At 72.2% G+C, this 25,560-nt stretch carries 1 protein-coding gene (running past one end of the window); it reads left to right on the forward strand.

The window, feature by feature from the left end; translation table 11 throughout:
* Positions 1 to 25,559, forward strand: the 3' end of a protein-coding gene (locus ACIOJD_RS08165) for a lonely Cys domain-containing protein (RefSeq protein WP_401909706.1). 37,822 nt of this gene lie to the left of the window's left edge; the window shows 25,559 of its 63,381 coding nt (coding positions 37,823-63,381); the start codon falls outside the window, past its left edge; it ends in the stop codon at positions 25,557 to 25,559.
* Position 25,560: the final 1 nt, after the last annotated feature.

Consider the following 25,560-nt stretch of genomic DNA (forward strand, 5'->3'; position numbering starts at 1 on the left):
ACGATCCGGCGATCAGTCAGTTCACGCCGTTCCGGCTGGACATGCTGGACTTCTTCGTCCGGGAGCACAGCGGTAAGGCACCGGATCCGGCCGGGTATGTGGCGCTGCTCGACTTCGCCGCGGCCCGGGTGGCAGCCGTTCCCGGTGCGAAGCTGACGGAGGCGGTGCCGTCGCCGGTTGTCCAGATCACTCTCAAGCAGTTGGCGGACAAGGGTGAGCAGCTGACCCGTTACACGCAGTCGTTGGCGGCTCCCGCGGCGTTCACCCAGCGGCATTTGGCATCGACTCTCTGGGCCACGGCCCGTGCCGCCCAGGTCTTCCGCTCGATGACGCCCGCGGAGCAGGAGGCGATGGGCCGTAAGGTCCTGCATCTGGAGGCCGGTGTCGCTTGGGACCGGACGCGGCAGGGCGCTTTGTGGGCGTTGACGGCCAAGGCGATCGCGGCGGGTGCGGATGTCTCCGACCTTGATCTGCTGGCCGCCTATCACCTGAAGGAGAGCAGCGCTTTCGCCCCGGCGGCTCTGCTGAGACAAGGACCGAACATCCAGGGCTTCAACTGGTCCGGGACTCCCGCGCCCGCAGGGGTCAACTGGGGCAACGTGCGGCAGATGACCTATGGGCCCAACGGGACCACCACGCATCCCGTTCAGCCGGACTGGGCCGGGCCGGGCAAGCCCATGCCGATGCTGAACGTGGTGGACGTCGATCAGGCCGGGAACATCGTGCTGCACCTGCCCGGCCGCACTCCCGTCCCCGTGTCCGAAGGCGAGTACGTGGCGCTGATGGGGCTGGATCCGGTGCTGCGCACGATGGCGCTGGGTGTTCCGGTGCTGTTCCTGACCACCGGTTCCGGTGCTTTGAGCCCACAGGTGGTTCAGCGGTTCTCCCAGCGCACCGGACGCCCGGCCTTCGGCTACGGCGCCCCGATGATGCTGACCAGCGCCGACCCCACCACTCCGTTGGGCATCCTCGCCCTCGCCGACCCGGCCACCAGGATCCCGGGCCAGTGGACCGCCGCCACCCGCCAACCCACCACCCCCGGGTCCTCCAACACCGGCGACGGATTGCTCGTCTTCGGCGTCGGCCTCGAGGTCGAGGAGCGGCGGGACATCTTCCTCAATGTGCCGGGCCGCGTCACCAGCACGCTGACGCTGGCCCACGGCCCCGGGCTCAAGCTCGTCACGGATGCCCGGAGCTTCTGGGAGACGGACGACGGGCTGCTCCACATTGAGCGGCCGCAGGTGGCACCGGGTGAGCCGCAGCCCGTCCGGAAGAAGTTCGTCATCGGTGAGTTCGTGGTCGAGCCGATGGCCTCGTTGCCGGGGGAGCGGAGGCAGTCTCCGGAGGAGGCCCTGACTCAGCTGTGGCGGGCACGGGCCGCGGCGAGGATCGCGGACGAGCGGCGGGAATCGGTCCCGCTGGCCGAGGTGCTGGGGCCACTCGGCGGCTGGGAGTTCACCGAGGTGGGCAGGGGAGCGAAGGTCAATCCGGCTCCCGAGGGCTTCGACTGGAGCGCCTACTCCCAGCTCACCCTGGGGAACCCCGCCATGGGGCTCAGGGACCTCCAGGAATTCGCCTTCAAGCGGTTGAGCCAGCCGCAGTTCGAGTCCCTGATGGCCGAGGGGCGGGCCTTGGGACAGATGGTCACCACGGCGTTCGTGAACCGTGCCCTCGGTCATGGCGGTGTGGCGGGCCACCTCATGCCGTTCCTCGCGGCCGTTCCGGACGTCGAAGAGGTGTGGGGCTACGGGTGGCTGGGGTTCCAGAATGTCGCGGCCTCGCCGATCAGTACCATCTTCGACAAGGCCCTGCCCGAAGGCACGGATCCGACCCTCATCAAGAACTTGCTGTCCGCGGCGTCGCGGCCTGCGCTCGACCGCGTTCTGCGGGCGCTGCGGCCGCGTACCCGTACGTTCCTCGACGAGCGCCATGACGAACTGACAGCCAGGCTCCTTGCGCATCTTTCCCACGTGATGGAGCTCTATCGGCAGGCGATGACGCCGGACCAGTCCTTCGACGCCGGATTCTTCGACGCCGTCGGCGACGATGTGCCGACACCCCGGGAGCATTGGACGGCCGTACTCACCGGTCGCACGTCCCACGGCACCGCCGTCAGCCAGCGCTATGCGGTCGGCATGGACGACGGCGATTACTCGTCCCTGGACACCGACGGCGGCCGGCTGGCCGTTCCGCTGGTCCCCACGGAATTGCGGCACTTCGGGTACACGGGTCAGTTCATGACGCCCGACGAGATCCGGCGTGCCGTCGCCGAGGCGATCCAGCTCAGCCGGGACGCCTACGAGCGCGCGCTGTTGTTCCGTGCCCCGCTGCCGGACGATGTCCTCCGGGAAGCGATCCACCGGATCGTGAACAATCCGGTGGTGCAGGACGTCGCGGGCTTCCTCGTGGTGGCCGCGGGGTTGGGCGTACCGCAGGCCGACGGTCCCACCAGGGAGCTGATGACCGAATGGGACAGCAGGACCATCGGGCTCGCGCTGGGCCAGTACGCCCTGGGGCGCGGACTCGCTGCCGACAACCCCGTCCATCAGCGTCTGCGGGCAGCCGTCGCGGAGGCGTTCGGCCTGCTGCCTCAGATTCCCCCGGGAGGGCAGGCGAGGGCCCGGGCCGTCTTCGAGGCGGCGCGGAGTGCTCTCGACATCCTGGCCGATCCCGCGCAGACGCCGCCGGTGCTGCCGTTGGTGTCGGAGATCGTCGCACTGGACGGGTCCCGTGTTCTGGTGGACCGGGTGCTGATGGTCAAGCACCGGGACGCGGACGGCCGGGCGGTGGGGGTGTCCTCGCGTCCGGTGCAGGCCTGGCAGGACACGCGACGGCAGGCTTACGGCTTGTTGCCGGAGGTGGCGGGATACACCTTGGTGCGGCAGGGGCCGGTGCCGTTGGAGAGTCCGGTGCAGCCGTTGCCGTTCGGCGAGGCGCATCTGGTGGGTCTGCGTGGTGATGCCAGTGCTGCCGTGCTGGCGTTGTCGGACGGTACGGAAGCGGTCTTCGACTACGCGCGGATCGTGGACTTCCTCTTCGCGGTGGACGGTGATCTGACGGCGGCGTCGCCGGAGACGGCGGTGCTGGTTTCGGGGGCTGACCTGGCGGGTCCGCCGGAGGGCGACCCGTTGGACGTTCCGCTGGCCGGTCAGGTGCTTGCCAACGGGATGGCCCGATGGGTGTGGGCGACGGGCCGTGGGCTGGAGGCGGTGCTGGTCCCGGGTGACGGGAACCAGGGGGCGCGGCTGCAGCTCGCGGAGGGGGACTGGTGGGCCGGTTTCCGTCCCGAGCCGTCGACCGCTGAGCTGGGCCGGCTGGCGGAGCGGGTGACGGGTGAGCGTTGGCGTGCTCCGGATGTGCTGCGGTGGGTGCGGGCGATCCGGCTGGTCTACGGTCCGCTGCTGGAGGACGACACGGCCGCGTTCGAGGCGTTGTTGCGGGGTTTCTGGGCGCTGGAGCAGGCCCGGGCGGCCAACGGCATCCAGTCCCCGCTGACCTGGCGCGATCTGCGGCTCGCGGTCAATTCGTACTTCGCCGTTCAGGGACAGTCTGTGCCGCCGTTGCAGGTGGCTCTGCAGTTCCTGTTGGTGTCGGCGGCGGGTTCCGTGGGCGTCGACCTGGAGCTCTCGCGGTTCTCGCTCGTCCCGCGGCATCACAGTGTGCGGGCCTGGGACCGGACCCCCGCGCAGGACGAGGAGATGTCTCTCTTCGCCCCGGCGCCGGGGCCGGCCGCGTCGGCGCCCGTGGTGAGTCCTCCCGCGCCTGCGGCGGTGTCGGGGAGGTTCACGGGGCCGAACGACGCGATGTTGTCGTCGCGGACCGTGGTCACGGGGCCGTCCGGTAGTCCGCAGGGCCGTAACTGGACGAAGAAGCCTGTGAGCCAGGTGCTGCCGGGGACGGTGCGGGTCATCGAGATCCGGCCGGGTGTCGCGCCGAAGGTGGTTTCGAGCGAGCCGGCGCCGTGGCCGGACGGTGCGTATGTGGTGGCGGCCGAGGGCGAGAGTGGGCGGGTGCGCCTGCCGGACGGCCGGGTGCTGGACGCCGAGGGGATCGCAGCTGCTCTGGCGGCCGACCCGGAGCTGGCCAAGCTGCCGAAGGACGTCCCTGTCGTGCTGGCCATTGAGTTCGCGGGGGAGCAGTACCAGGAGATGCTGCGGGCGGTGGCCGACCGGCTGGGCCGGACGGTGTGGGGTCCGAGCGGCGAGGGGCGTCTGGCTCCGGACGGTTCCGGGAACGCGCATGTTCTGGTGTTGATGGACCGTGACCCGGACGCACCGGTCGGTGCGTGGGTGTCGGTGCGCCCGTCGGCGAGCTCGTCGTACGTGGATCGTGAGTGGACGGCGCTGGACGGGACGACGTTCCGGGACAGCGATGTGTCCACCCGGCCGCTGGTGGATGAGAACCATGAGCGGTTCGGCCGGTTGGCTGTTCTGCAAGGGGACAGGCTGCGCCGGCGGGAGCGGCATTTCCGGGCTTTCCGTCAGATGCGTCGGATCGTGCACTGGATGCCCGCCGGTGCGAGTTATCAGGAGGCCGGCTCGGAGCAGGTCTCCCCGGATCCGGCGGTCTACGTCTACGCGAGCCATGGGCTGCCCGGCCGGATGGAACTCCCCCTCCGCAACGGCCGGACGGTGTGGCTGGACAAGCGGGATGCCGCCGCGTACATCGCCGGGCTGCGTGAGGTGCGGGAGCTGCCGCCGCAGCACCGGGTGCATCTGGAGGTCTGCTGGAGTGAGTCGGACGGCGACCCGCGGCAGCAGCAGCCCACGTACAGCCCGGCGCCCCATGTCGACGATCCGCTGGAAGACGTCTCCCTCGACCAGCACGTGGCCAACCTCAGCCGGCGGGAAACGGAAGGGGCCACCAGGCAGACCGGCCTGGGCGACATCGACCGGTCGGCTCTCACCTCCGCGGACGGCGAGCGCGGGCGCCGGGTCCGGCGCCGTCCTGAGCCGCTGGATCATGAGTTGGACCAACTGGCCCGGGACGCGGGCGTGGACGCCATTGCCGGTGTGGATGCGCGGGCGACGACGCTGCGGTTGGTGCGTGCTCTGCGGTCGGTGTTCGGCCATGAGATCGAGGATGACCGTGGTGTGCCGGGTGGCCGGTACGAGCGGGTGCTGAAGGGCATCGGCGCGCTGGAGCGGATGCGGGCGAACGATCCGGCGATCAGTCAGTTCACGCCGTTCCGGCTGGACATGCTGGACTTCTTCGTCCGGGAGCACAGTGGGAGGGCTCCGGATCCGGCCGGGTATGTGGCGCTGCTCGACTTCGCCGCGGCCCGGGTGGCGGCCGACCCCGGTGCGAAGCTGACGGAGGTGGTGCCGTCGCCGGTTGTCCAGATCACCCTCAAGCAGTTGGCGGACAAGGGTGAGCAGGTGACCCGTTACGTGCAGTCGTTGCCGGCTCCCGCGGCGTTCACCCAGCGGCATCTGGCATCGACTCTCTGGGCCACGGCCCGTGCCGCCCAGGTCTTCCGTTCGATGACGCCCGCGGAGCGGGAGGCGATGGGCCGTAAGGTCCTGCATCTGGGCGCGACCGGGGCCTTGGACGGGACGCGGCGGGAAGCGCTGTGGGGGCTGACGGCCAAGGCGATCGCGGAGGGCGTGGACGTCTCCGACCACGATCTGCTGGCCGCTTATCACCTGGAGGAGAGCGGTGCCTTCGGCCCGGCGGCTCTGCTGCGGCAGGGACCGAACATCCAGGGCGTGAACTGGTCCGGGAAGCCCATGCCCACCGGGGTCGACTGGAGCAATGTGCGGCAGATGACGCATGGCCCCAACGGGACCGCCATGCGGCCGGTTCAGCCGGACTGGGTCGGGCCGGGCAAGCCCATGCCGGTACTGAGTGTGGTGGAGGTCGATCAGGCCGGGAACATCGTGCTGCACCTGCCAGGCCGTGCTCCTGCCCTCGTTTCCGAAGGCGAGTTCCTGGCGCTGATGGGCCGGGCCCCGGTGCTGCGCACGGTCCCCCTGGGTATTCCGGTGCTGTTCCTGACCACGGGTGCCGGGGCGCTGAGTCCGCAGCTGGTCCAGCGGTTCTCCCAGCGCACCGGACGGCCGGCCTTCGGCTACGGCGCCCCGATGATGCTGACCAGCGGCGACCCCTCCGCCCCCCTCGGCATCCTCGCCCTGCCGGACCCGGCCACCCAGGCCCCGGGCCCGTGGACCGTGGCCGCCCGGCAGCCCGTCACCCCCGAGACCTCCACCACCACCGAAGACCTGATCACCTTCGGCCCCACAGCCCCCACCACGCAGGCGACCGACCCGTTCCTGCACCCGGACACCCTGTTGCGGGACGGCTCCGGTGCGGTGCGCGGGCGCGACCTGACGGGGTCATGGATCGACCGGGTCCGGACCGATCGCGTGCGGGTGGTCCTGGGCGGGCTGGGCAGGCCGGAGGTACGGAAGCCGGACGAGCCCGCGCCGTGGGGCGGCGAGGGGTACGCGTACGGGGCCCGGCTGGCCCCGGGTGGTGTGCAGACATCCGACGGGCAGGTGCTGAGCTACGAGGAGTTCGCGGAGAAGCTGGCAAACGATCCGGAGCTGGCGAAGCTGCCGCGGAACGTGGCGGTGGTGCTGGCGATTCCGTACGCGGGGTCGCAGTACCTGGAGCTGATGCGCGCGGTCGCCACCCGGCTGGGGCGGCGGGTGTGGGCGCCGAGCGGTGACGGCCGTCTGCGGTACGACGACGAACTGGCCGCCCACATACCGACGTTGATGGTCCGGGACACCGGCGACTGGCACGGCGACTGGGTGCCGTTCGACCCGCCCACGGTGTCGGCGCCGTTCGAGGACCGCGAGTGGACGACGATCGACGGCAGGACGTTCCGCGACAGCGATGTAGCCACCCGGCCCCTGGTCTTCGACCGCCGTGAGCGGTTCGGCCGCATATCGATGAACGACGACATGGCGAGGCGCGAGGAGCTGCTGCGGACCTTCTTCGACAAGCGGCAGCTGATCCACTACGTGGCCACCGGCGAGGGGGACAAGCAGGTCAGCTCCGAGCCGTTCACCCATGACCGTGCGATCTACAAGTACTACGGCCATGGGCTCCCGGGCGTACTCGCGCTCACCCTGCGCGACGGCTCCACGGTGTTGCTGAGCGCGGCCGACGGCGGGCGGTACATCGGCGGGCTGCGCGAGGTCGCCGAGCTGCCGGCCGGCCACCGGATGGGTCTGGAGGTCTGCTACGGCCTGTCGGCCGGCGATCCTTGGCACGGCCAGGAGGAAGGCCGCCCGGTACCTCGCGTGGAGGATCCCCTGGAGGAGGTGTCGCTCGCGCAGCACACGGCCAACGCCGGCCGACGGGAGGTCGAGGCAGCGACCTTGGTCAGGGCGTTGGACAACGACTACTACGCGGTGGAGGACACTCCGGGCGGTGTGGTCGGACGCGTGGACCGCGTCCGACCGGAGCCGTTGGACGGCGAGCTCGACCAGCTGGCGCGGGACGCGGAGCTGCACCGTGGCCCGGGTGCCGTGCCGCCGGAGGCCCGTGCGACCACGCTGCGGCTGGTGCGTGCGCTGCGGGAGGCGTTCGGCCTCGGCATCGAGGACGACCGCGGTGTGCCGGGGGGCCGGTACGAGCGGGTACTGAAGGGCATCGGCGCACTGGAGACCCTGCGAGCCAACGACCCGGCCCTGCGGGCGTTCACGCCGTTCCGGATGGACCTGTGGACGTCCCTCGCGCGGCGGATCGGCGGGGACACCCCGGACCAGGCCGCCTATGTGCAAGTCCTGGACGCCGCCCGGGCCCAGGTGGTCCAGCGGCCGGACGCCCGGCTCGGCGAGCTGGTCCAGGACACCGCCCTGGCATACGCCATCGACGAGTTCTCGGCCGACCTGGGCCTCGTACAGGACGTGCTGGGCCTGCCCGATTCCACGCCGGTGGGTCCGAAGGAAATCACCCGGGCTTTCTGGGCGACGGTGGCCGCGGCCGACCGGATCCTGTTCCAGCTGCAGCCGGCGGACCAGGAGAGCCTGGGGCGCGGCGTTCTCCACATGCCGGACACGACCCCGTGGGCGGACGACCGGGTCATGGAGCTGACGCTCCTGGCGACACGGGCCCACGGGCGGGGTCTGGACATCACCGACCGGCATGTGCTGGCCGCCTTCCACCTCCGTGAACTGGGCGCCTTCGATCAAATCCTCACCGACGGCATCGACGCGACCGGCTACAACTGGAGTGGTCGCCCGGCTCCGAACGGTGTGGACCTGGACCAGTCGTACGCGTTGGTGAAAAACGGCAACGACACCGACACCCGCTCTCACCCGGCACAGTGGAAGTCCAAGCAGCCGCCCGGGAAAACCATGGTGATCTGGACCGGGACCGACCAGGGCACGCTGGTCATACATCTGCCCGGGCACCCTCCGATGCGCATACCCGACGACGAGTTGTGGGCACTGCTGGACCTCGCCCCGTTGGTGACCGAGGCGAGCATCGGCATCCCCGTCCTCTTCCCGATGCCCGGTTTCGCGGCCCAGGGAAAGAAGCGGCTGCAGGCGTTCTCCGACCGCACCGGCCGGAACGGCTGGGGCTACACCGGACCGCTCGACCTCATCGAGGACGACCCCTCCGCCCCGCTGCGCATCACCGCCATCCGCGACAAGAAGCTGGGGCAGTGGAGCCAGACCGTCTGGAAGGCCAGGCCGGTCATGGCGTCCTCCTCCGGCGCCGTCACCACGGCCCCCGCGGCCGGCTCCGCGCCCCCGGCCGCGGACCCGCTGCTGTCGCCGGAGACGCTGATGCGGGACGCCTCCGGGGCAGTGCGCGGGCGCAATGCGACCGGCGAGCGGATCGACCGGGTACGGATCGACCGGGCGCCGGTGTACGCGACCGAACCGGGCGCGGCGCCGAAGCGGGTGTCGGACGACGGCGCGCCGTGGGGTGACCAGGCGTACGTGGTGGGCGCCGAACTCGTCGCCGGCGGTGTGCGGACCCACGACGGGCAGGTGCTGAGCTTCGAGGAGTTCGCGGAGAGGCTGGGACACGACCCGGAGTTGGCGAAGCTGCCGACGGACGTGCCGGTGGTGCTGGCCGTGCCGTACGCGGCGCGCCGCCAGTACATGGCGTTGCAGCGCGCGGTGGCCACCCGGCTGGGGCGGCGGGCGTGGGCTCCCAGTGGTGAGGGGCGTCTGCGGTACGACACCGATCTGGACGCGCACGTCCTCGCGCTGATCGACCCCGGCCCCGGCCGGCCGCTCGGCGTCTGGGCGCCGTTCGATCCGCCGACGGTGAAGGTGCCCCACAGGGACCGTGAGTGGACGGCTCTGGACGGTACGAAGTTCCGGGACAGCGACGTGGACACCATGCCGCTGGTCGACGAGAACCATGAGCGGTTCGGCCTGGAATCGCATCGGGACGACGAGCCCCAGCGGCGCACCGCCGAGCAGCGTTACCGTCTGTTCCGCTCCATGCGCCGGCTCACGCACTATGTGCCGCTGCACGATGGCCTCGGCGAGGCCGGATCGGAAGAGCTGCACCCGGACTCGGCGGTCCACACCTTCATCGCTCACGGCAAACCGGGCAGGGTGGGGCTCGCCGTACACGGCCGCACGGTGTGGTTGAGCAGCCGGGACGCGGGACGCTACATCGGCGGGCTCCGCGAGGTACTCGAACTGCCCCCCGGCCACAAGCTGGACATCGTGGTGTGCTGGGGCGCCTCGGAAGGCGACCCGTCGGTCCCCCACCCCTCGTCCGCCCCGGCCCCCTTCGTCGACGATCCGCTGGAGGACGTGCCGCTCGGGCAGCACGCCGCCAACGAGAGCAGGCGGGAGGCGACGACGTACAGCCGGCAGACCGGCGCGCTCGACACCGGCAGGGTGGTGTTCGACGGCCCCGGTGGCGAGGTCGCCAGAAGGGTCACCCACCGGCCGGAGCCGCTGCCCCGTGAACTCGACGCCCTGGCGCGGGGCGCGGGCCTGCACACCGGCCCGGGTGAGGCGTCCCCCGACGTGCGGAAGACCACGCTGCGGCTGGTGCGGGCGCTGCGGCAGGTGCTCGGCAACGGCATCGAGGACGACCAGGCGCGGTACGCCCGGGTGCTCCAGGGGATCGGCGCGCTGGAGCGGATGCGCGCGAACGACCCGGAGCTGAGCCGGCTGACGCCCTTCCGCAAGGATCTGTGGACCTTCCTCGCCCGCCGGGCCGGTGGGTTCGCCCCGGGCCGGACGGACTATCTGGCCGTGCTCGACGACGCCCGCGACCGGCTGGCCGCGCAGCCGGACGCCCGGCTCACCCCGGCCTCCGAACCCGCCCTGGAGTACGCCCTCGACCAGATGTCGAAGGGCGGCGACGCGCACGTACGGAAGCTCCTGAAGCTGCGCTCCTCCGCGCCCGTGGGGCCCCGGGAGGTCGCGCGGGCCCTGTGGGCGGGCGTCGGCGCGTCCCAGCGCATCGCCCTGCCGCCGCAGGAGCTGGCGGCCCTCGGCCGCAAGGTGCTCCACCTGCCCGCCGGCACCCCGTGGGACCCGTCGAAGGTCCGGGCGCTGTGGCGGGTGACGGCCAGGGCCATCGCCCAGGGCGCGGACGCGTCGAACCCCGATGTGCAGGCCGCGTACCACCTTGAGGAAAGCGGCGCGCTGGACAAGTCCAGGCAGCTGAAGAGCGACGGTCCCCGCACGGCCGGCGAGTCCCTGCGGGGCCTCAACTGGAGCGGCAGGCCGGCGCCGAACGGCATCGAGTGGGACCGTGTGCACGAGGTGACGACCGCGTCCGACGGAACGACCACCGTCAAGCCGTACCAGCCGGTGTGGCGGGCGAAGCAGCGGGAGATGCCGATCCTGCTGCTGGCCGGTACGGACCAGGCCGGGGGGCTGGTGCTGGACGTGCCCGGGCTCGGTCCCGTACCGGTGTCCGAGGGGGAGTTCCTGGCCCTGACCGACCTCATGGCGCGGTTCCACCGGATCCCCCTGAGCGTTCCGGCACTCTTCCTCATGTCCGGCCCCGGAGCCGGACAGCAGCACTCGGTGTCGCAGGCGTACTCCAACCACACCGGGCGGCTCGGATACGTGTACACGGCGCCCCACGAGGTGGTCGAGGCCGACGACCCGTCGGGCCCGCTGCGCATCGTGGCGCACCGCAGGGACAACACCGGGAAGCGGGGTAAATGGGCCCAGACCGTCTTGGACGCGCCGGGCGACTCCGTCGGACAGCCGGGCGCGCCGGCAACCGGTCAGGCGTCCTCCCAGCCGTCCGGTCCTCCCACGGTCGAGGACCCCGGGGCGCCGGACCCGCTGCTGTCGCCGGGGACGCTGATGCGGGACGCCTCCGGGGCGGTGCGCGGACGCAACCTGACGAGCGAGAAGATCGAGCGCCTGCTGACCGGCAGGATCCGGGTCTACGAGTCCCGGCCGGGCCTGCCGCTCAAGCGGGTGTCGAAGGGTGTGCAGGAGCGCGCGCCGTGGCCGGACGACGCCTATGTGGTGGCGGCCGAGAGCGACGGCGGCGGCCGGGTCCGTGCCTTCGACGGCCAGGTGCTCGACGCCCGTCAGCTGGCCGAGAAGCTGGCGGCGGACCCCGAGCTGGCGAAGCTGCCCGCGAACGTGCCCGTGGTGCTGGCCGTACCGTATGCGGGTGCCCAGTACCAGGAGTTCCTCACGATCGTGGCCGCCCGGCTGGGACGGACCGTGTGGGGCCCCAGCGGCGACGGACGTCCGCAGCGCAACGGAACCCGTCACGAGCACGTCCTGGCGCTGATCGACGGCGACCCCGGCCTGTTGTACGGGGACTGGATCCGGATGGATCCGCCGGCATCCGTGCCGCCGTCCGTCGACCGTGAGTGGACCGCGGTGGACGGCGCCAGGTTCCGGGACAGCGACGTCGACACCAGGCCCATGGTCACGAACCACCACAAGTGGTTCGGCCGTATGTCCCTCAACGACAACCTGAGGCAGCGGTACGCCAACGTTCGCTCGTACTTCGAGAAGCGGCTGATCGAGCGCTACATGTTCACCGGCGACGGTATCCGGGACTACCGCACCGAGCAGCTGGCGCCCGTCGACCGGGCGGTCTACGTCTTCATGGCCCATGGAGTGCCGGGCGGGCTCCAACTCGTCCTGCGAGACGGCCGGAAGGTGATGCTGACCGCCGCGGACGGCGGACGCTACATCGGCGGGCTGCCCGAGCTGAGCCAGCTGCCTCCCGGCCACCGGCTGGGGCTGGAGAGCTGCTGGAGCGCGTCGGGGGGCGACCCGTCACAGCCCCAGTCGGAGACCATGCCGCCGCCGCATGTCGACGATCCCCTGGCGGATGTCGAGCTCGGTCAGCATGCCGCGAACAACAGCAGGCGGGATGCCGACGCGTCCCTCATGGCCCGTGGCATAGCGGCCGACGCCTTCGTCCTGCCCACGGCGGGCAACGGTCTGCAGGGGCGCATCGTGAGGTACCGCCCGGAGCCACTGGACCACGAACTGGACCAATTGGCCCGCGACATGAGGCTCCACGCCCACCTGATCGAGTCGCCGCAGGACACGCGGGAAGCCATGCTCCGGCTGGTGCGGGCGTTGCGCCGGGCCTTCGGCAACGAGATCGAGAACGACCGTGGCGTGCCGGGCGGTCGGTACCAGCGGGTGCTGGAGGGCATCGTCGCGCTGGAGAACCTGCGGGCCAACGACCCGGCGCTGGGCCGGTTCACGCCCTTCCGGATGGATCTGTGGGCCTTCTACGCCCAGGCGTCCGGCGGCAACACCCCGGACCAGGCCGCCTATCTGGCAGTCCTGGACACCGCCCGGACACGGCTGGCCGCGCAGCCGGCCGGCGAACTCGGCACGAATCTGTGGCATCCCGCCGTGAACACCACCGTCGCCCGGCTCGCCGGCGAGGGCGAGACCCTGGTGCGGAACCTGACCAGCACCCCGTGGCACATGCCGCTGGGGAAGGAACACACCGCACGGACTGTCTGGCCGCTGGCCCGGTCCTACCGGATGCTCGGCGAACTGTCGGCGCCGGCTCTGGAGGGACTCGGCCGCCGGGTGCTCCACATGCCGCCCCACGCCCCGTGGGATGCCGCACGCTTCGGCGAGTTGTGGATGCTGGCCGCGCAGGCGCTCGCGGCGGGCCTGGACATCACCGATCAGCATGTGCTCGCCGCCTACCACCTGGTCTCCACGGGTGCGTTCGAAGCGTCCGCCCTGCTGCGGGGCGCCGCCGGGACCGTCCAGGGTTACAACTGGAGCGGCCAGGCGGCGCCCCAGGGCGTGAACACGGATGTGGTGATGAACCAGGCACCGTCGACGCAGGGCCTCACGCCGACCGACCCGCTGTGGAAGGTTCCCGGGCAGACCGCGACCCACAACCCCAAGGTGATCTGGACCGGCACGGAACCGGACGGCACCCTGGTCCTGCACCTGCCGAGGCTGACCGGTGTCCGGGTGCCCGACGAGGAGTTCCAGGCACTTCTGTGGCTCGCTCCGATGGTGCGCACGGCGCCCCTGAACATTCCGTTCGTCTTCCTCGGATCCGGTCTCGGAGCCCCGGGACGGCAGATGTTGTCGGAGTTCTTCCGCCGCACCGGCCACATCAACTGGGGTTACAGCGATCTCCTCCTGGTGGCTCCGCCGTCTCCTTGGTTCGCGGGCCCGCTCGCCATCCAGACCTACCCCGAGATGAGCACCGGGGCGCCGGGGCAGTGGTTGCGGAACGGACTTCAGCTGCCGCCGCCTCCGCCGTCGTCGGGGGCGCCGCAGCCGGGGGCGCCGACGCCGCCGTCGCCGGGTCCGGTCCTCACGGACGGCGCGCTCACGTACGGTGCGACGCCGAGCGGATCCGAGGTGATCGCGGGCGGCACTCCGGCACCTCCGGGTACGTCATGGCCGAAGCCGCCGCGTCGGCACGACTCCGGCGTCGGGACGTTCCACTTCGCGCCCGACGTTCCTCCCACCGTCCCCACCGTCGACGAGGACGGTGCCGGTTCCGGTGAGTGGGACGAGCGATCCGGTATCGCCTATCCGTCGCCCGTCCAGATCAACGCCGCTCCCGTGTCCTCGGCCGGCCCGGAGAACACCCCGGAGGCGGACACCGGGACCGCTTCCGACGACGGTCCGGGCTGGTCGGTGTCGTCCTGGCGCCCCGCCGGATCGCCGGACAGGGCGCGGTTCGAGAGCCTGTACCGGGACCGTGAGTGGCGCCATCGCAGTGTGGCCCTGGAGTCCGTGTTCGCCGGATTGATGAGCCAGGTCCCCGCGTTCACCGAGTCGGCTCGCGACGGCATGCTCCGCATGTACCAAGGGCTCGCCGCGCGGCACGGCCACGCCGCGGCGCAGCGTGCCTTCTTCGCCCCGGACGCGGTTCCGGCCGATCCCGCCGCCGCGCTGGAGCGGCTGCGTACGCTGCCTCCGGGGCCGCTCGCGCTGGATGAGCTGATGACCGCGCTCACGTACGCGTCGTACGCGGGTCCGGGGCTGCCGGGCGGGCTGGCCGACGCGCTGTCGCGTCCGGTCGGCCGCCGTGCGCGGTACGCGCCGGGCAGTGCCTACCGCGCGGTCCACGACAGCCGTGGTTTCCGCCGCGTGGGCGGGGAGGACGGTCCCGCGCTGCGGCTGCTGCGGACCTACGCGGCGCTCGGCGCCTCGTCCGCCCAACTGCTCGCGTTCCGTGGCGTGCTCATCGCCTGGATGGTCCCGGCCGACGTGCAGTCGCTGCACGAGATCCTGCGCGCCTCCCACCTGCTCGGGGTGGGGAACGCGGAGGAACGCGGCGCTGTGCTGCGTGATGGCGCGGCACTGCACAACTGGGTGGCGGAGCAGGCGAGGAGGGTCGGCTTCCAGAGGTTCGATCCTCAGGGGCATCTGTTCCCGCCGCATCGCCGGCTGTACGGCGAGCGGATGTCGTACAGCTCGGACGTCACCTCCAGCGAGCTGGATCTCCCGGGCGACCTCGTGAGACTGACCGGCGCCGCGCTCGCCGGGAATCTCCCGTCCGGCACCCGCAGGGAGCGGGCGCTCCACGAGTGGCTCCGTACCTACGGCGATGCGGGCACGCAGGCTCTGGCACGTCTCGCACCGGCTCACCTGACGGCGATCCATCTCTACGGCGGGCCCGACTACCGGCTGATGAAGGCGTTCCTCAACGGTGAGCGGCTCGGCGCGGGGATGGGCCGTCGGCTGCTGCGCTTCAGCGTCTGGTCGTTGACCCGGAACGCGGTGGAGATCGACGCGCCCGCGTTCCTGCCGACGATGCTCCGCGGCCATCCCGACCTCGAAGAGCTCTTCGACGACATGCGGGCCGAGCCGGACCTGGAGACGCCGAGCGACGAGGTGGACGAACTGCGGGGCCGCTCGGACGTGATCGCGGACTGGCTGTACGCGCGGATGCCGCTGCACGTGGACATGGCGATCGAGGCGCTGGAGATCCTGCCGCCGGTGGACGCCGACGTCTGGTGGGGCGACCGCGGTATGCCGGGTCCGCTGGACGCGCCGCCGGTGGACGGGCCGACGTACGGCCGGGACACCATCACGATGCCGTTCTTCCGCAGCACCTCGCTGGTGCGGGACCGGGCACACGAGTTCATGACGTGGAGCAAGCAGCCGCCCGCCGGTTCCCACCCCGGTCTGGTGCACGTCCCGGACTCGACGGCGCGGGAGATCACTCCCTTCGTGGCCTCCCTGTCGGAGACCGAGGTCACGTATCCGCCGGGTGCGTTCTTCCGCGTCGACGGCCGGGGCGTCGTCCGGGACGGCGAGCGGTCGGTCTCGTACGAGTCCATCACCGCTCGGGAGGCCACGCCGCCCGGGGAGCACGGGTCCGACCGCTCTCCCGCCGCTCTCCACGAACCCGGCTCCCCGGACGACCTGTTCCGTGTCGGCCCGGCCGAGGGCCGGCAGCGTCCCGCGCCGGTGGTGCGGGAGATCCGTGCGGCGGACGGCCGGGTCATCGGTGTGGCGTCGTTCGACGACGCGGACTGGGCGGTGCGGCGGGATGCGTACGCGCGGCTGGACGGTGCGACGCGGTTCGTGTCGTGGGAGCGTGACGCGCAGGGGCGTCCGGTGGCGACGCACCGGGCGTTGCCGGGTGGCGGGGCTGCCGGGGGGACGTTCTTCTTCGCGTCGCACGGTGGGGCCGAGGGGCTGGCCTTCGCCGAGGACGGTGGCGGCGTCCGGCGGGACGACGGGTCGTATGCGGGGCGGCTGTTGGCAGGTGCGCGCAACCGTGGTTTCCGTAGCCTGACCGTGCTGGCGTGTGGTCCCGGCGATGCGGCGATGGGCGTGGCGGCGGCCAGGGCGCGGGCACGGCGGCTGGCGAACCAGGCGGGACTGCCGGTTCATCTGGCGACCGGCCGTGCCGCGGTGCCCGACGGGCTGCCGCATCTGCTGGAGGACGCCGAGGGGCGGGCCACGCAGTGGGTGACGGAGTATCCGGACGGCCGGCCGGTCCCGGCACAGGCTTCGGGCACGGAGACCGGTGTGCCTTTCGCCGCCCCCTATCCGGCTCCCGAGCAGATCAACGCGGCGGGGGACACGGCGGACACCGTCCTGGAGGAGGACGGGACCATCGACGCCACCGGCGGTCCGGGCTGGTCGGTGTCGTCCTGGCGGCCCGCCGGATCGCCCGGCACGGTGCGGTTCGCGAGCCTGTACCGGGACCGTGAATGGCGTCGTCGCGGTGTGGCCCTGGAGTTCGCGTTCGCCGGGCACCTGGGCCGGTCCGACGGGCTCACCGAGTCCGCCCGCGACATGGTGTCCCGTATGTACCGGGAACTTGCCGCGCGCCACGGCGAGGCCGCGGCGCAGCGTGCCTTCTTCGCCCCGGACGCGGTTCCGGCCGATCCCGCCGCCGCGCTGGAGCGGCTGCGTACGCTGTCCCCGGGGCCGCTCGCGCTGGACGAGCTGATGACCGCGCTCACGTACGCGTCGTACGCGGGTCCCGGGCTGCCGCACGAGCACGCCGAGGCGCTGTCCCGTCCGGTCGGCCGCCGTGCGCGGTACGCGCCGGGCAGCGCGTACCGCGAAGTGCACGACAGCCGTGGTTTCCGCCGCGTGGGCGGGGAGGACGGTCCCGCGCTGCGGCTGCTGCGGACCTACGCGGCGCTCGACGCGTCGAGCGATCAATTGCTCGCGTTCCGCGACGCGCTCATCGCCTGGGCGGTCCCGGCGGATCTGCAGTCGCTGCACGAGATCCTGCGCGCCTCCCACCTGCTCGGGGTGGGAACCGCCGAGGAACGCGACCTCGCGCTGCGCGACGGTGCCGGGCTCCACACCTGGGTGGCGGACTCGGTCAGGACGTCCGGCGCTCACCGGACCGACCCGGATGCCCCCTCTTCGGAGCGGCTCGTCCCGCCGCATCGCGCGCTGTACGCCGAGCGGATGACGTTCGGCCGGGGCATCACCCGCAGCAGGCTGGATCTCCCCGGCGGCCTCGTGGACCTGGTCGACGCCGCGCTCGCAGGGAACCTGCCGTCCGGCACGGACCGCGCCCGGGCGTTCCACACCTGGCTGAACCGCTACGGCGACGTGGGCAGGCAGGCCCTGGAGCGGCTGGACCCGGCCCACCTGACGGCCGTGCACCTCTACAGCGGCGCCGACTACCGCCTGATGAAGGCGTTCCTCAACGGCGAGCGGTTCGGCGCCGGGATGGGGCGTCGCCTGGTGCGCCTCAACACCTGGACAATGACCCGGCAGATGGCCGAGGTCGGCGCCGCGGACCTCCTTCCGATGACGCTCCGTCAACAACCCGGCTTCGCCGCCCTGTTCGACGCGATGTGGGAGGTGGACGACCTCCAGGAACCGACCCCCGAGGTGGCCCGCCTGCGCCGCCGCCTGGACGCGATGGCCGACTCGCTGTACGAACAGCTCTCGCTGCACGTCGACATGGCGATCGAGGCGCTGGAGATCCTGCCCCCGCTGAACGAGGACGTCTGGTGGGGCGACCGTGGGATGCCGGGTCCGCTGGGCGAGCCGCCGGTGGACGGACCGGTGTACGGCCGGGACGGGATCACGATGCCGTTCTTCCGCAGCACAGCGCGCTCGCGGGAAGAAGCGCTCGGTTTCATGCACCGGAGCAAGGGCATGCCCGGCGACGCGCATCGCGGGCTGGTGCACGTGGTGCGCTCGACGGCGCGGGAGGTCAACCCGTTCGCGGTCCTGCCGCTGGAGACGGAGGCCCTGTATCCGCCGGGTGCCTCCTTCGACATCTCCACCCGGACGGTCGTTCCCGGCGACCGGCGGGCGGAACCGTACGAGTCGATCGATGTCACGGAGGCGACGACGCGTCACGACGCGTCCCGTACCGCTCGGCCGGTCGCGGAACTCGGCTCCACGGACGATCTGTTCGGCATCGGTCCGTCGACCGCCGCCGCCGAGGACGGGCCGCGCCCCGCACCGGTGGTGCGGCCCGTTCACGGGGAGAACGGCGAGCTCATCGGTGTGGCGTCGTTCGACGACGCGGACTGGGCGGTGCGGCGGGAGCAGTACACCCGGCTGGGCAGTGCGACGGGCTTCGTGTCGTGGGAGCGGGACGGCGAGGACCGGCCGGTCGCGACAGAGCGGGAGCTGCCGGGTGGCGGCGCGGCCGACGGTACGTTCTTCTTCGCGTCGCACGGCGGTCCCGAGGGGCTCGCGCTGGTCACCGAGGACGGTGGCGTGCGGCGGGACGACGGTGCGTACGCGGGACGGTTGCTGCGGGCGGCGCGGGGCCGGGGCTTCCGCAGCGTGACGGTGCTCGCGTGCGGACCCGGCGATGTCCCGCGAAGCGAGGCGGAGGCCCGGGCGCGGGCCAGGCGGATGGCGAACGGGGCGGGGCTGCCGGTCCATCTGCCGGTGGGGCGCTCGGCGGTGTCCGACGGGCTGCCGCAGCTGCTGGAGGACGCCGACGGGCGGGCCACGGGATGGGTGACGGAATATCCGGACGGCTTCACGGGTCCCCGCGTACCGGCCCCGGGCGCGGGAACCGGCGGGCGCGCCGCGTTCGGCTATCCGGCCCCCGAACAGTTCAACGTCACGGGCAGTGTGCGGGACGCCACCCCGGAGCAGATCGAGGCCATCGACGCGGCCGGGGAAGCGACCTGGGCGGTGTCGTCCTGGCAGCCGACCGGGGCCCCGGACACGGCACGGTTCACGACCCTCTACCGGGACCGTGAGTGGCGACAGGCCGGCGTCGACTGGGAGGACTCCCTCGCCGAGGTGCTGAGCGATTCCCCCGAACTCGCCGAGGCGGTCGGGGACGTGGTGCGAGGGGTCCTCGACACGCTCGCCGAGCGCAACGGGGAAGAGGCCGCCCTGCGCGCCTTCTTCGCCCCGGACGAGACGCCGGCGGACCCGGTCGCCGAGCTGGGACAGCTGCTCGACGCGCCCCCGGGGGCAGAGGCGCTGGACGGGCTGATGAGGGCCCTCCTCCACGCCGCGTACGCCGGCCAGGGGCTGCCCCGCCAGGTCGGGGAGGCCCTCTCCGGGACCGGCGACGGCTTCGGACGGGTCATGGCGGACAGCGCCTACCGTGCCGTGTACGACAGCCGTGGTTTCCGCCGGGTGGGCGGTGCGCGTGGTCCCGCGCTGCGTCTGCTGCGGATGGCCGCCGCGCTCGACCTGCCGGCCACCCTGCTGCCGGCGTTCCGTGCCGCCCTGGCCGCCTGGATGGTTCCGACCCATCTGCAGTCGCTGCACGAGGTCCTGCGCGCCTCCCACCTGATCGGAATGGGCACCCCGGACGAGCGCGCCGCCGCCGCCCGTGACGGTGCCTCGCTGCACACCTGGGCGGTGGGCCACTTCCTGGAGAGCGGGCTGATTTCGCCCGACACCGACAGCGGCGCGCTCGACGCCCTGGCCCCACCGCATCAGGCCATCTACCAGCAGCGCATGACGTTCCCGTCCGAGGTCACCGAGACGATGGACGTGCCCGACGCCCTCGTCGCGATGGCCGATGCCGCGCTCGACGGCGAACTCCCGCCCCGGCCCACCGGCAGGCTCCTCGTCATGTCCGGGTGGCTGAACCGGTACGGCGAGCGTGGCATGGAGGCGCTCAGGCGGCTCACCCCGGCCCATATGACGGCCCTGTACCTCTACAGCTCGTACGACTACCGGTTGATGAAGGCGCTGCTCAACGGCGAGCGCCTCGGCCAGGGCGTCAGCCGTCACCTGGTGCGCTTCCACACCTGGCGTTACATCCTCGACTCGGCGCGCGAGGAGGAGCTGGACATGGCGCCGCTCACCCTGGTCAGCCAGCCCGACTTCACCGACGTGTACGAAGAACTGTGCGCCCTGCCCGATCTCGATGCGCCGAGCCCGGAGCTGGCCCGGCTGCGGCGCCGCGTGGACATGATGGCCGACCGGCTCCACGGCGAGCTGAAGCTGCACATCGACATGGCCATCGAGGCGCTGGAGATCCTGCCGCCTGTCGGGCGGACCTCCTGGTGGGGCGAGCGGGGAGCGCCCGGCCCCCTGGACGCGCCGGCCGTGAACGGCCCCATGTACGGCGACGCGACGATCGACGTACCGTTCTTCCGCAGCACCTCACTCCTGGTCCAGGAGGCGACCGAGTTCGCACTGGGCGACAAGCCGGTTCCCGCGCGTTCGCACCGCAAGCTGATCGAGATCAGGGACTCGACGGCGCGCGACGGCGTTCCCTTCCTCAAGCATCTGTCGGAGGGAGAGGCGCTGTATCCGCCGGGTATGAGGTTCAACGTCCTCAGCCGACGGCTCGTCGTCACCGAGAAGCGGCCGTCGATGCTGCGCGAGGTGGTCGAAGAGGCGACCCCGATGCCGGACAGCCTCGCCGCGACGTCGCAGGCCGACCCGCTTCCCTACGCCCCGGCCGAGTTCGAGGACTCGGTGGACGATCTGTTCGACCTCGGTGCCCTCGACTCCGACGTGTCCGACGCCGGAGCGTCGGACATCGCCGAATACTCCGACCCCGGCACGGACGTCGATTCCCGCCTCGGCGAAGAGGACCCGTCCGGCGCACCGGCCCCCGTCTATCCGGAGCCCGACTACTGGAACACCCCGTGGGCGGGCCACGAGACGGCGCCGTCCGCGGAGGGGATCGTCGTCCAGGAGATCCGTGAGGACGGCCGGACGGTCGGCAAGGCGTCCTTCACCCGGCGCGACTGGGCGCTGCGCGAGCCCTTCTACGGCCATCTGCCCAAGGCCACGCACTACACCGAGTGGAGTCGCGGCCCCGGCGGGGAACGCGTGGCCCGGCGGCGTCCGCTGCCCGCCACGGGAGACTCCGGCACGTTCTTCTGGACGGCCCACGGTACGGAAAGCGGCTACGCCGTCGTCCGCGAGAACGACATGCCCGCCGGCGCCGACAGCGAGATGGTGGGGCGCCTCCTCGGCCAGGACCTGGCCGCGGCGGGCTTCACCAGCATCACGGTTCTCGCGTGCGACCTCGCCGCCGGCACGGGCACGGGCACCGCCACCGGCACGAACACCGGCACCGCGCCCCGGGGCGACAGTCTGCGGCGCGCTGTCGAACGGGCCCGGGGCATCGCCGACGCCACCGGCCTGGACGTGTATCTCAACACCGGCCGGACGGCGGTCACGCCCGGTCGGGACGAGGAAGGCGATCCGACGGCCGACATCCACCTCCTGGAGTCCGCCGACGGCAGCCCCACGAGCATGCTGCACGTCCCCCCGAGGTCCCGGGCCGGCTCGGACCCGAGCCTCCCCGAGCCCCCGGCGTCCGCCGTGGAACCGGGCCCGCCCGCGCCCGCCGGCCCACCCTGGTCGGTGCCCGGATGGCAGGTCGCCGGAACGCCGGAGGCCGTGCACTTCGCCCCGCTCTACGGGCAGCGCGAGTGGCGACACCTCAGCCTCCACTTCGAGCAGACCCTGGCGCGGAAGCTGGCCGCCGACCCCGAAAGCGCCCAGGGCGTCGCGAGGGCCGTCGCCCGGCTCCACCACGTCCTGGCGCGGCGGCACGGCGCGCCCGCCGCGGACCGTGCCTTCTTCCAGGGGCCGGAGGCCGAGCGGTGGCTCGGGGAGCCGGACGCGGTGCGCCGTTTCCTGGAGTCCGGGCCGTCCGTGCACCAGTTGATGCAGGCGTTCGGCCACGCGGCCTACGGCGGCCAGGGGCCCGTCACCCTGCTCCACACCCTGCCCGGCTGGCTCCGCTCGCCGCGACCGCCCCGGCCGCAAGGGCACCGGCGGGGCGCGTACCGCACCGCGCACGACCCGCGCGGGTTCCGGTACGTCGGCGGGACGGTCGGCCCGGCCCTGTGGCTGATGCAGGCCTACCGGGCGATCGGGGCGAGCGGGCCCGAACTGACGGCCTTCCGCAAGGCGCTGCTGGCCTGGTCGATCCCGGCCGACACCCATTCCCTGCACGAGGTGCTGCGCGCCTCGCACCTGGTCGGCCTGGGTGCCGAGGCGGAGCGCACCGCGGTCGCCCGCGACGGCGCGCGGCTGCACCAGTGGGCCGGGCGCGCCTTCGGTATCGGTCCCTCCCTGCCGCACCACCACGCCTATGACCGCAGGACGCGCTTCGAATCCAAGTACCAGGTCGCCGTTCCCGAGGACATCGGCAAGGCGCTGAACGCGGCGCTGACCGGGACCCCGATGGAGTCCCAGGAGGAACGGGTCGAGGTGACCGAGAAGTGGCTGGAGCGGTTCGGGGAGCGGGGCCGGGCGGCCCTGCGCGCCCTGAGCCCCGGCCACCTGACCGCGCTGTACCTCTACACCGGCGAGGACCACAAGCTCTTCAAGACCTATGTCACCGCCGGCCGCTTCGGTGAGGCCGTCGGCCGCTGGATGATCAGGCAGCAGGTGTGGCAGTACGCGCGACAGGACGCCACGAGCGAGGACCCGATCCTGCCGGAGCTGCTGATCTCCGACGAGGACCTCGGCGACGCGATCGACGAGTTGCGGCAACTGGGCCCGGACGCGACCGGACCGGCCGTCGCGGAGGTGCGCCGTGCGGTGAACCGCGTCGCCGACCGGGTGTACGACGATCTGGCCCTGCACACCGACATGGCGGTCGAGGCCCTGGAGATCCTGCCGCCGGTGAACGGACAGGTGTGGTGGGGCGGCTGGCTCCCGGGACGCCTGGACGAGATCCAGCAGGACTCGCCGCTCGTCACCGCGACCACGATGTACATGCCGCGGTTCCGCAGCACCACCGAGGACGCGTCCACGGCGGTGGGGTACACACGGGGCGACATCCAGGAGATGGACGGCGCTCAGGACCGGCACGCGATGCGCGGGTACGTGGATGTTTCCACCGCCCGCGTGGTGACGCCCTTCTCGGCGTGGATCGAGGAGGACGAGGTGCTCTACCCGCCGGGCATGGCCATGAGCATCATCAGCCGCGACATCGAGACCGACCCCAATACCGGGGAGCTGTTCGCCGACTACGAGCTGGCGGAGGCGCCCCCCTACCCGCACACGGCCTACCACAACGCCGAGGACGACCCGTCGCCGCGGATCGTGGAGCTCGCCGACGACGAGGACACGGACCCGGCACCGCCGCACACGGACCCGGCACCGCCGCCCGGGGAGGACACCGTCGTCGGCCGTGAGGCGGCCGCGGAGTCGGCGCCGTCGGACGCTCCCGTGCCCCGTGCCGGCTACCGGCGCACCGGGCCGTACGCCGCCGAGCTCGACGGCACCGTCTTCGCCCTCCACGAGTCGCCGGGGGAGGGCGACCGGAGCATCGACACCCTGCTGTTCGCCCTCCGGTACGTGGCGACCGACGCACTCCGGGAGGCGGGCATCGAGACCCTCGACGACTTCCGCGCCTGGCTGGACCGCTCCCTCACCGACGACGACGTGTCCGAGGTGACGGTGCCTCCGCTCGACGGGAGCCGGAACCTTCCGCTGAGCCTCCTGGACACGATCGGGGCGCCCCCCGACCTTTCCCTGCGCGCGGAGGGAATGCTCCTCGGCGACCAGCTCCCGGCCTCGCGGGTCTCCCTGAGCCCCGTTCAGCGTCTCCGGGTGCTGATGACCGACCCCTCCTACGGGGACGAGAGCGCGGAAGTACCGATGGGGCCGCTCGTGGCGACGACGGCTCGCGGGCTCGGGGTGCGGGTGGCCGTGGCGGGCCCGGACGGCGAGATGACGTTCCACGGTGACCGCACCGGCCACGGTGACCGCACCGGGAGCGCACCCCCCGCCCTCCTGGTCCAGGACGGGGACCGCCACCTCGCCGGGCTTCCGGACGGGCCGGGCGACACCACCACCGGGAGCGAGGCGCGGCTGCGCCGGGTGGCGGACGCCCTGTCCTTCGCACCGGTGCCCGTACGGCGCCGGCTGGCGACGCGGCAGGCACCGGGCTGGGTCCGGGGCCGCATCCGCTACATGGAGGAGGCGGAGCGCTTCGAGCAGCGGCTGGCCCGGTACCTCGGCGGTGACGAAGCGGCCAACGCCCAGCTCGGCGTGGTGGTACGCGAGCTGTGGAAGCGGGCCGTGGAGGCGGGCCGCTGGTCGGAACTGGGCTCGGACGACCCCGCCGTCGACGGGGCGGTGGGCACCGGCCGGGAGCGGCTCCAAGCGGTGGTGGAGTCGGGCAATCTGCGGGAGCGGATGGGCATGCTGTGGATCGGTGCCCAGTCGCCGGACAGGCATGGAGGACTGATCTCGGATCTGTTGGGCAGCCCTGAGTGGACCCCTGAGGTGATCACCGCCGAGTACAGGGCGTCGAGGCCGCCGTCGGATGTGATGACGGCCTACCAGGAGCTGAGCGCGCGGTCGGACAGAACGCCCGAGGAGCAGGCGCTGATGGCCGACGCCGAGCGGACGCTGCGGGCGCAGGTGCGTCCCGATGACCTGTCGCCGCCGCTGAGCGAGGCCGAGCGGGCCCTGATGCCGGACGAGTCCGTCCCGTGGATCCCGGGGATGAATCGCTTCGAGATCGCGATGGACAGCTTCCCGCAGTCCGACGGCGAAATGGACGGCAGCCTGGTCCGGGCCGGCACGTCCGGCTCGGCCCACCGGCTGTTGGCGCAGGTCGTGAAGATGCGGGACATATGGGGCCTGGACGTCGACCTGGGCCTGGTGCGCCTCGCGCTGATCGCCGAGATGGTGCAGGCGGAGCATCACTCCCTGGACGAGATCATGCGGGGCTCCCAGCTGGTCTTCGACGAGCTGCGGGAGCGCGGCACCCCGGAGTCACCGGATCTCGACTACACCGACAACTGGGGCCGTTACTGGCGTATCGCCCCGCTGACCGAGGCGGAGCTGCGGGAGCATGTGGCCGTCGACGGCAAGTTCCCCGATGAGCACGCTCTGGAGACGGAGGGTCGGCCGACCGGCGGGGAGCCGGCCGACCCGGCGGTGGACGCGTGGCTGGCGGCTCACCGGGACGTCCTTGAGGACATCCTGGACGTCCTGGCGGCACTGAGCCCCGATGGTCCGCCCGGCTCCGACGGCCTGCCCGGCTCCGACGGCCTGTCCGGCTCCGACGGTCTGTCCGGCTCCGACGGTCTGTCCGGCTCCGACGGCCTGGACATCCTCGCCGTACTGAGCCCCGACGGTCTGCCCGGCTCCGATGTCCTGCCCGACCCCGACGACGGGGTCCTGACCGCCGAGCGGCTGGAGCACCTGGTCGACGCCTGGTTCCACGCGCGGGGCCTGACCCCGTCCGGCTCCCTGGCCGACGACCTCGGCCGCATACTGAACGACCGTGCATAAC

Origin of the sequence: Streptomyces sp. NPDC088116 (assembly GCF_044741745.1) — a bacterium.
Lineage (GTDB): Bacteria > Actinomycetota > Actinomycetes > Streptomycetales > Streptomycetaceae > Streptomyces.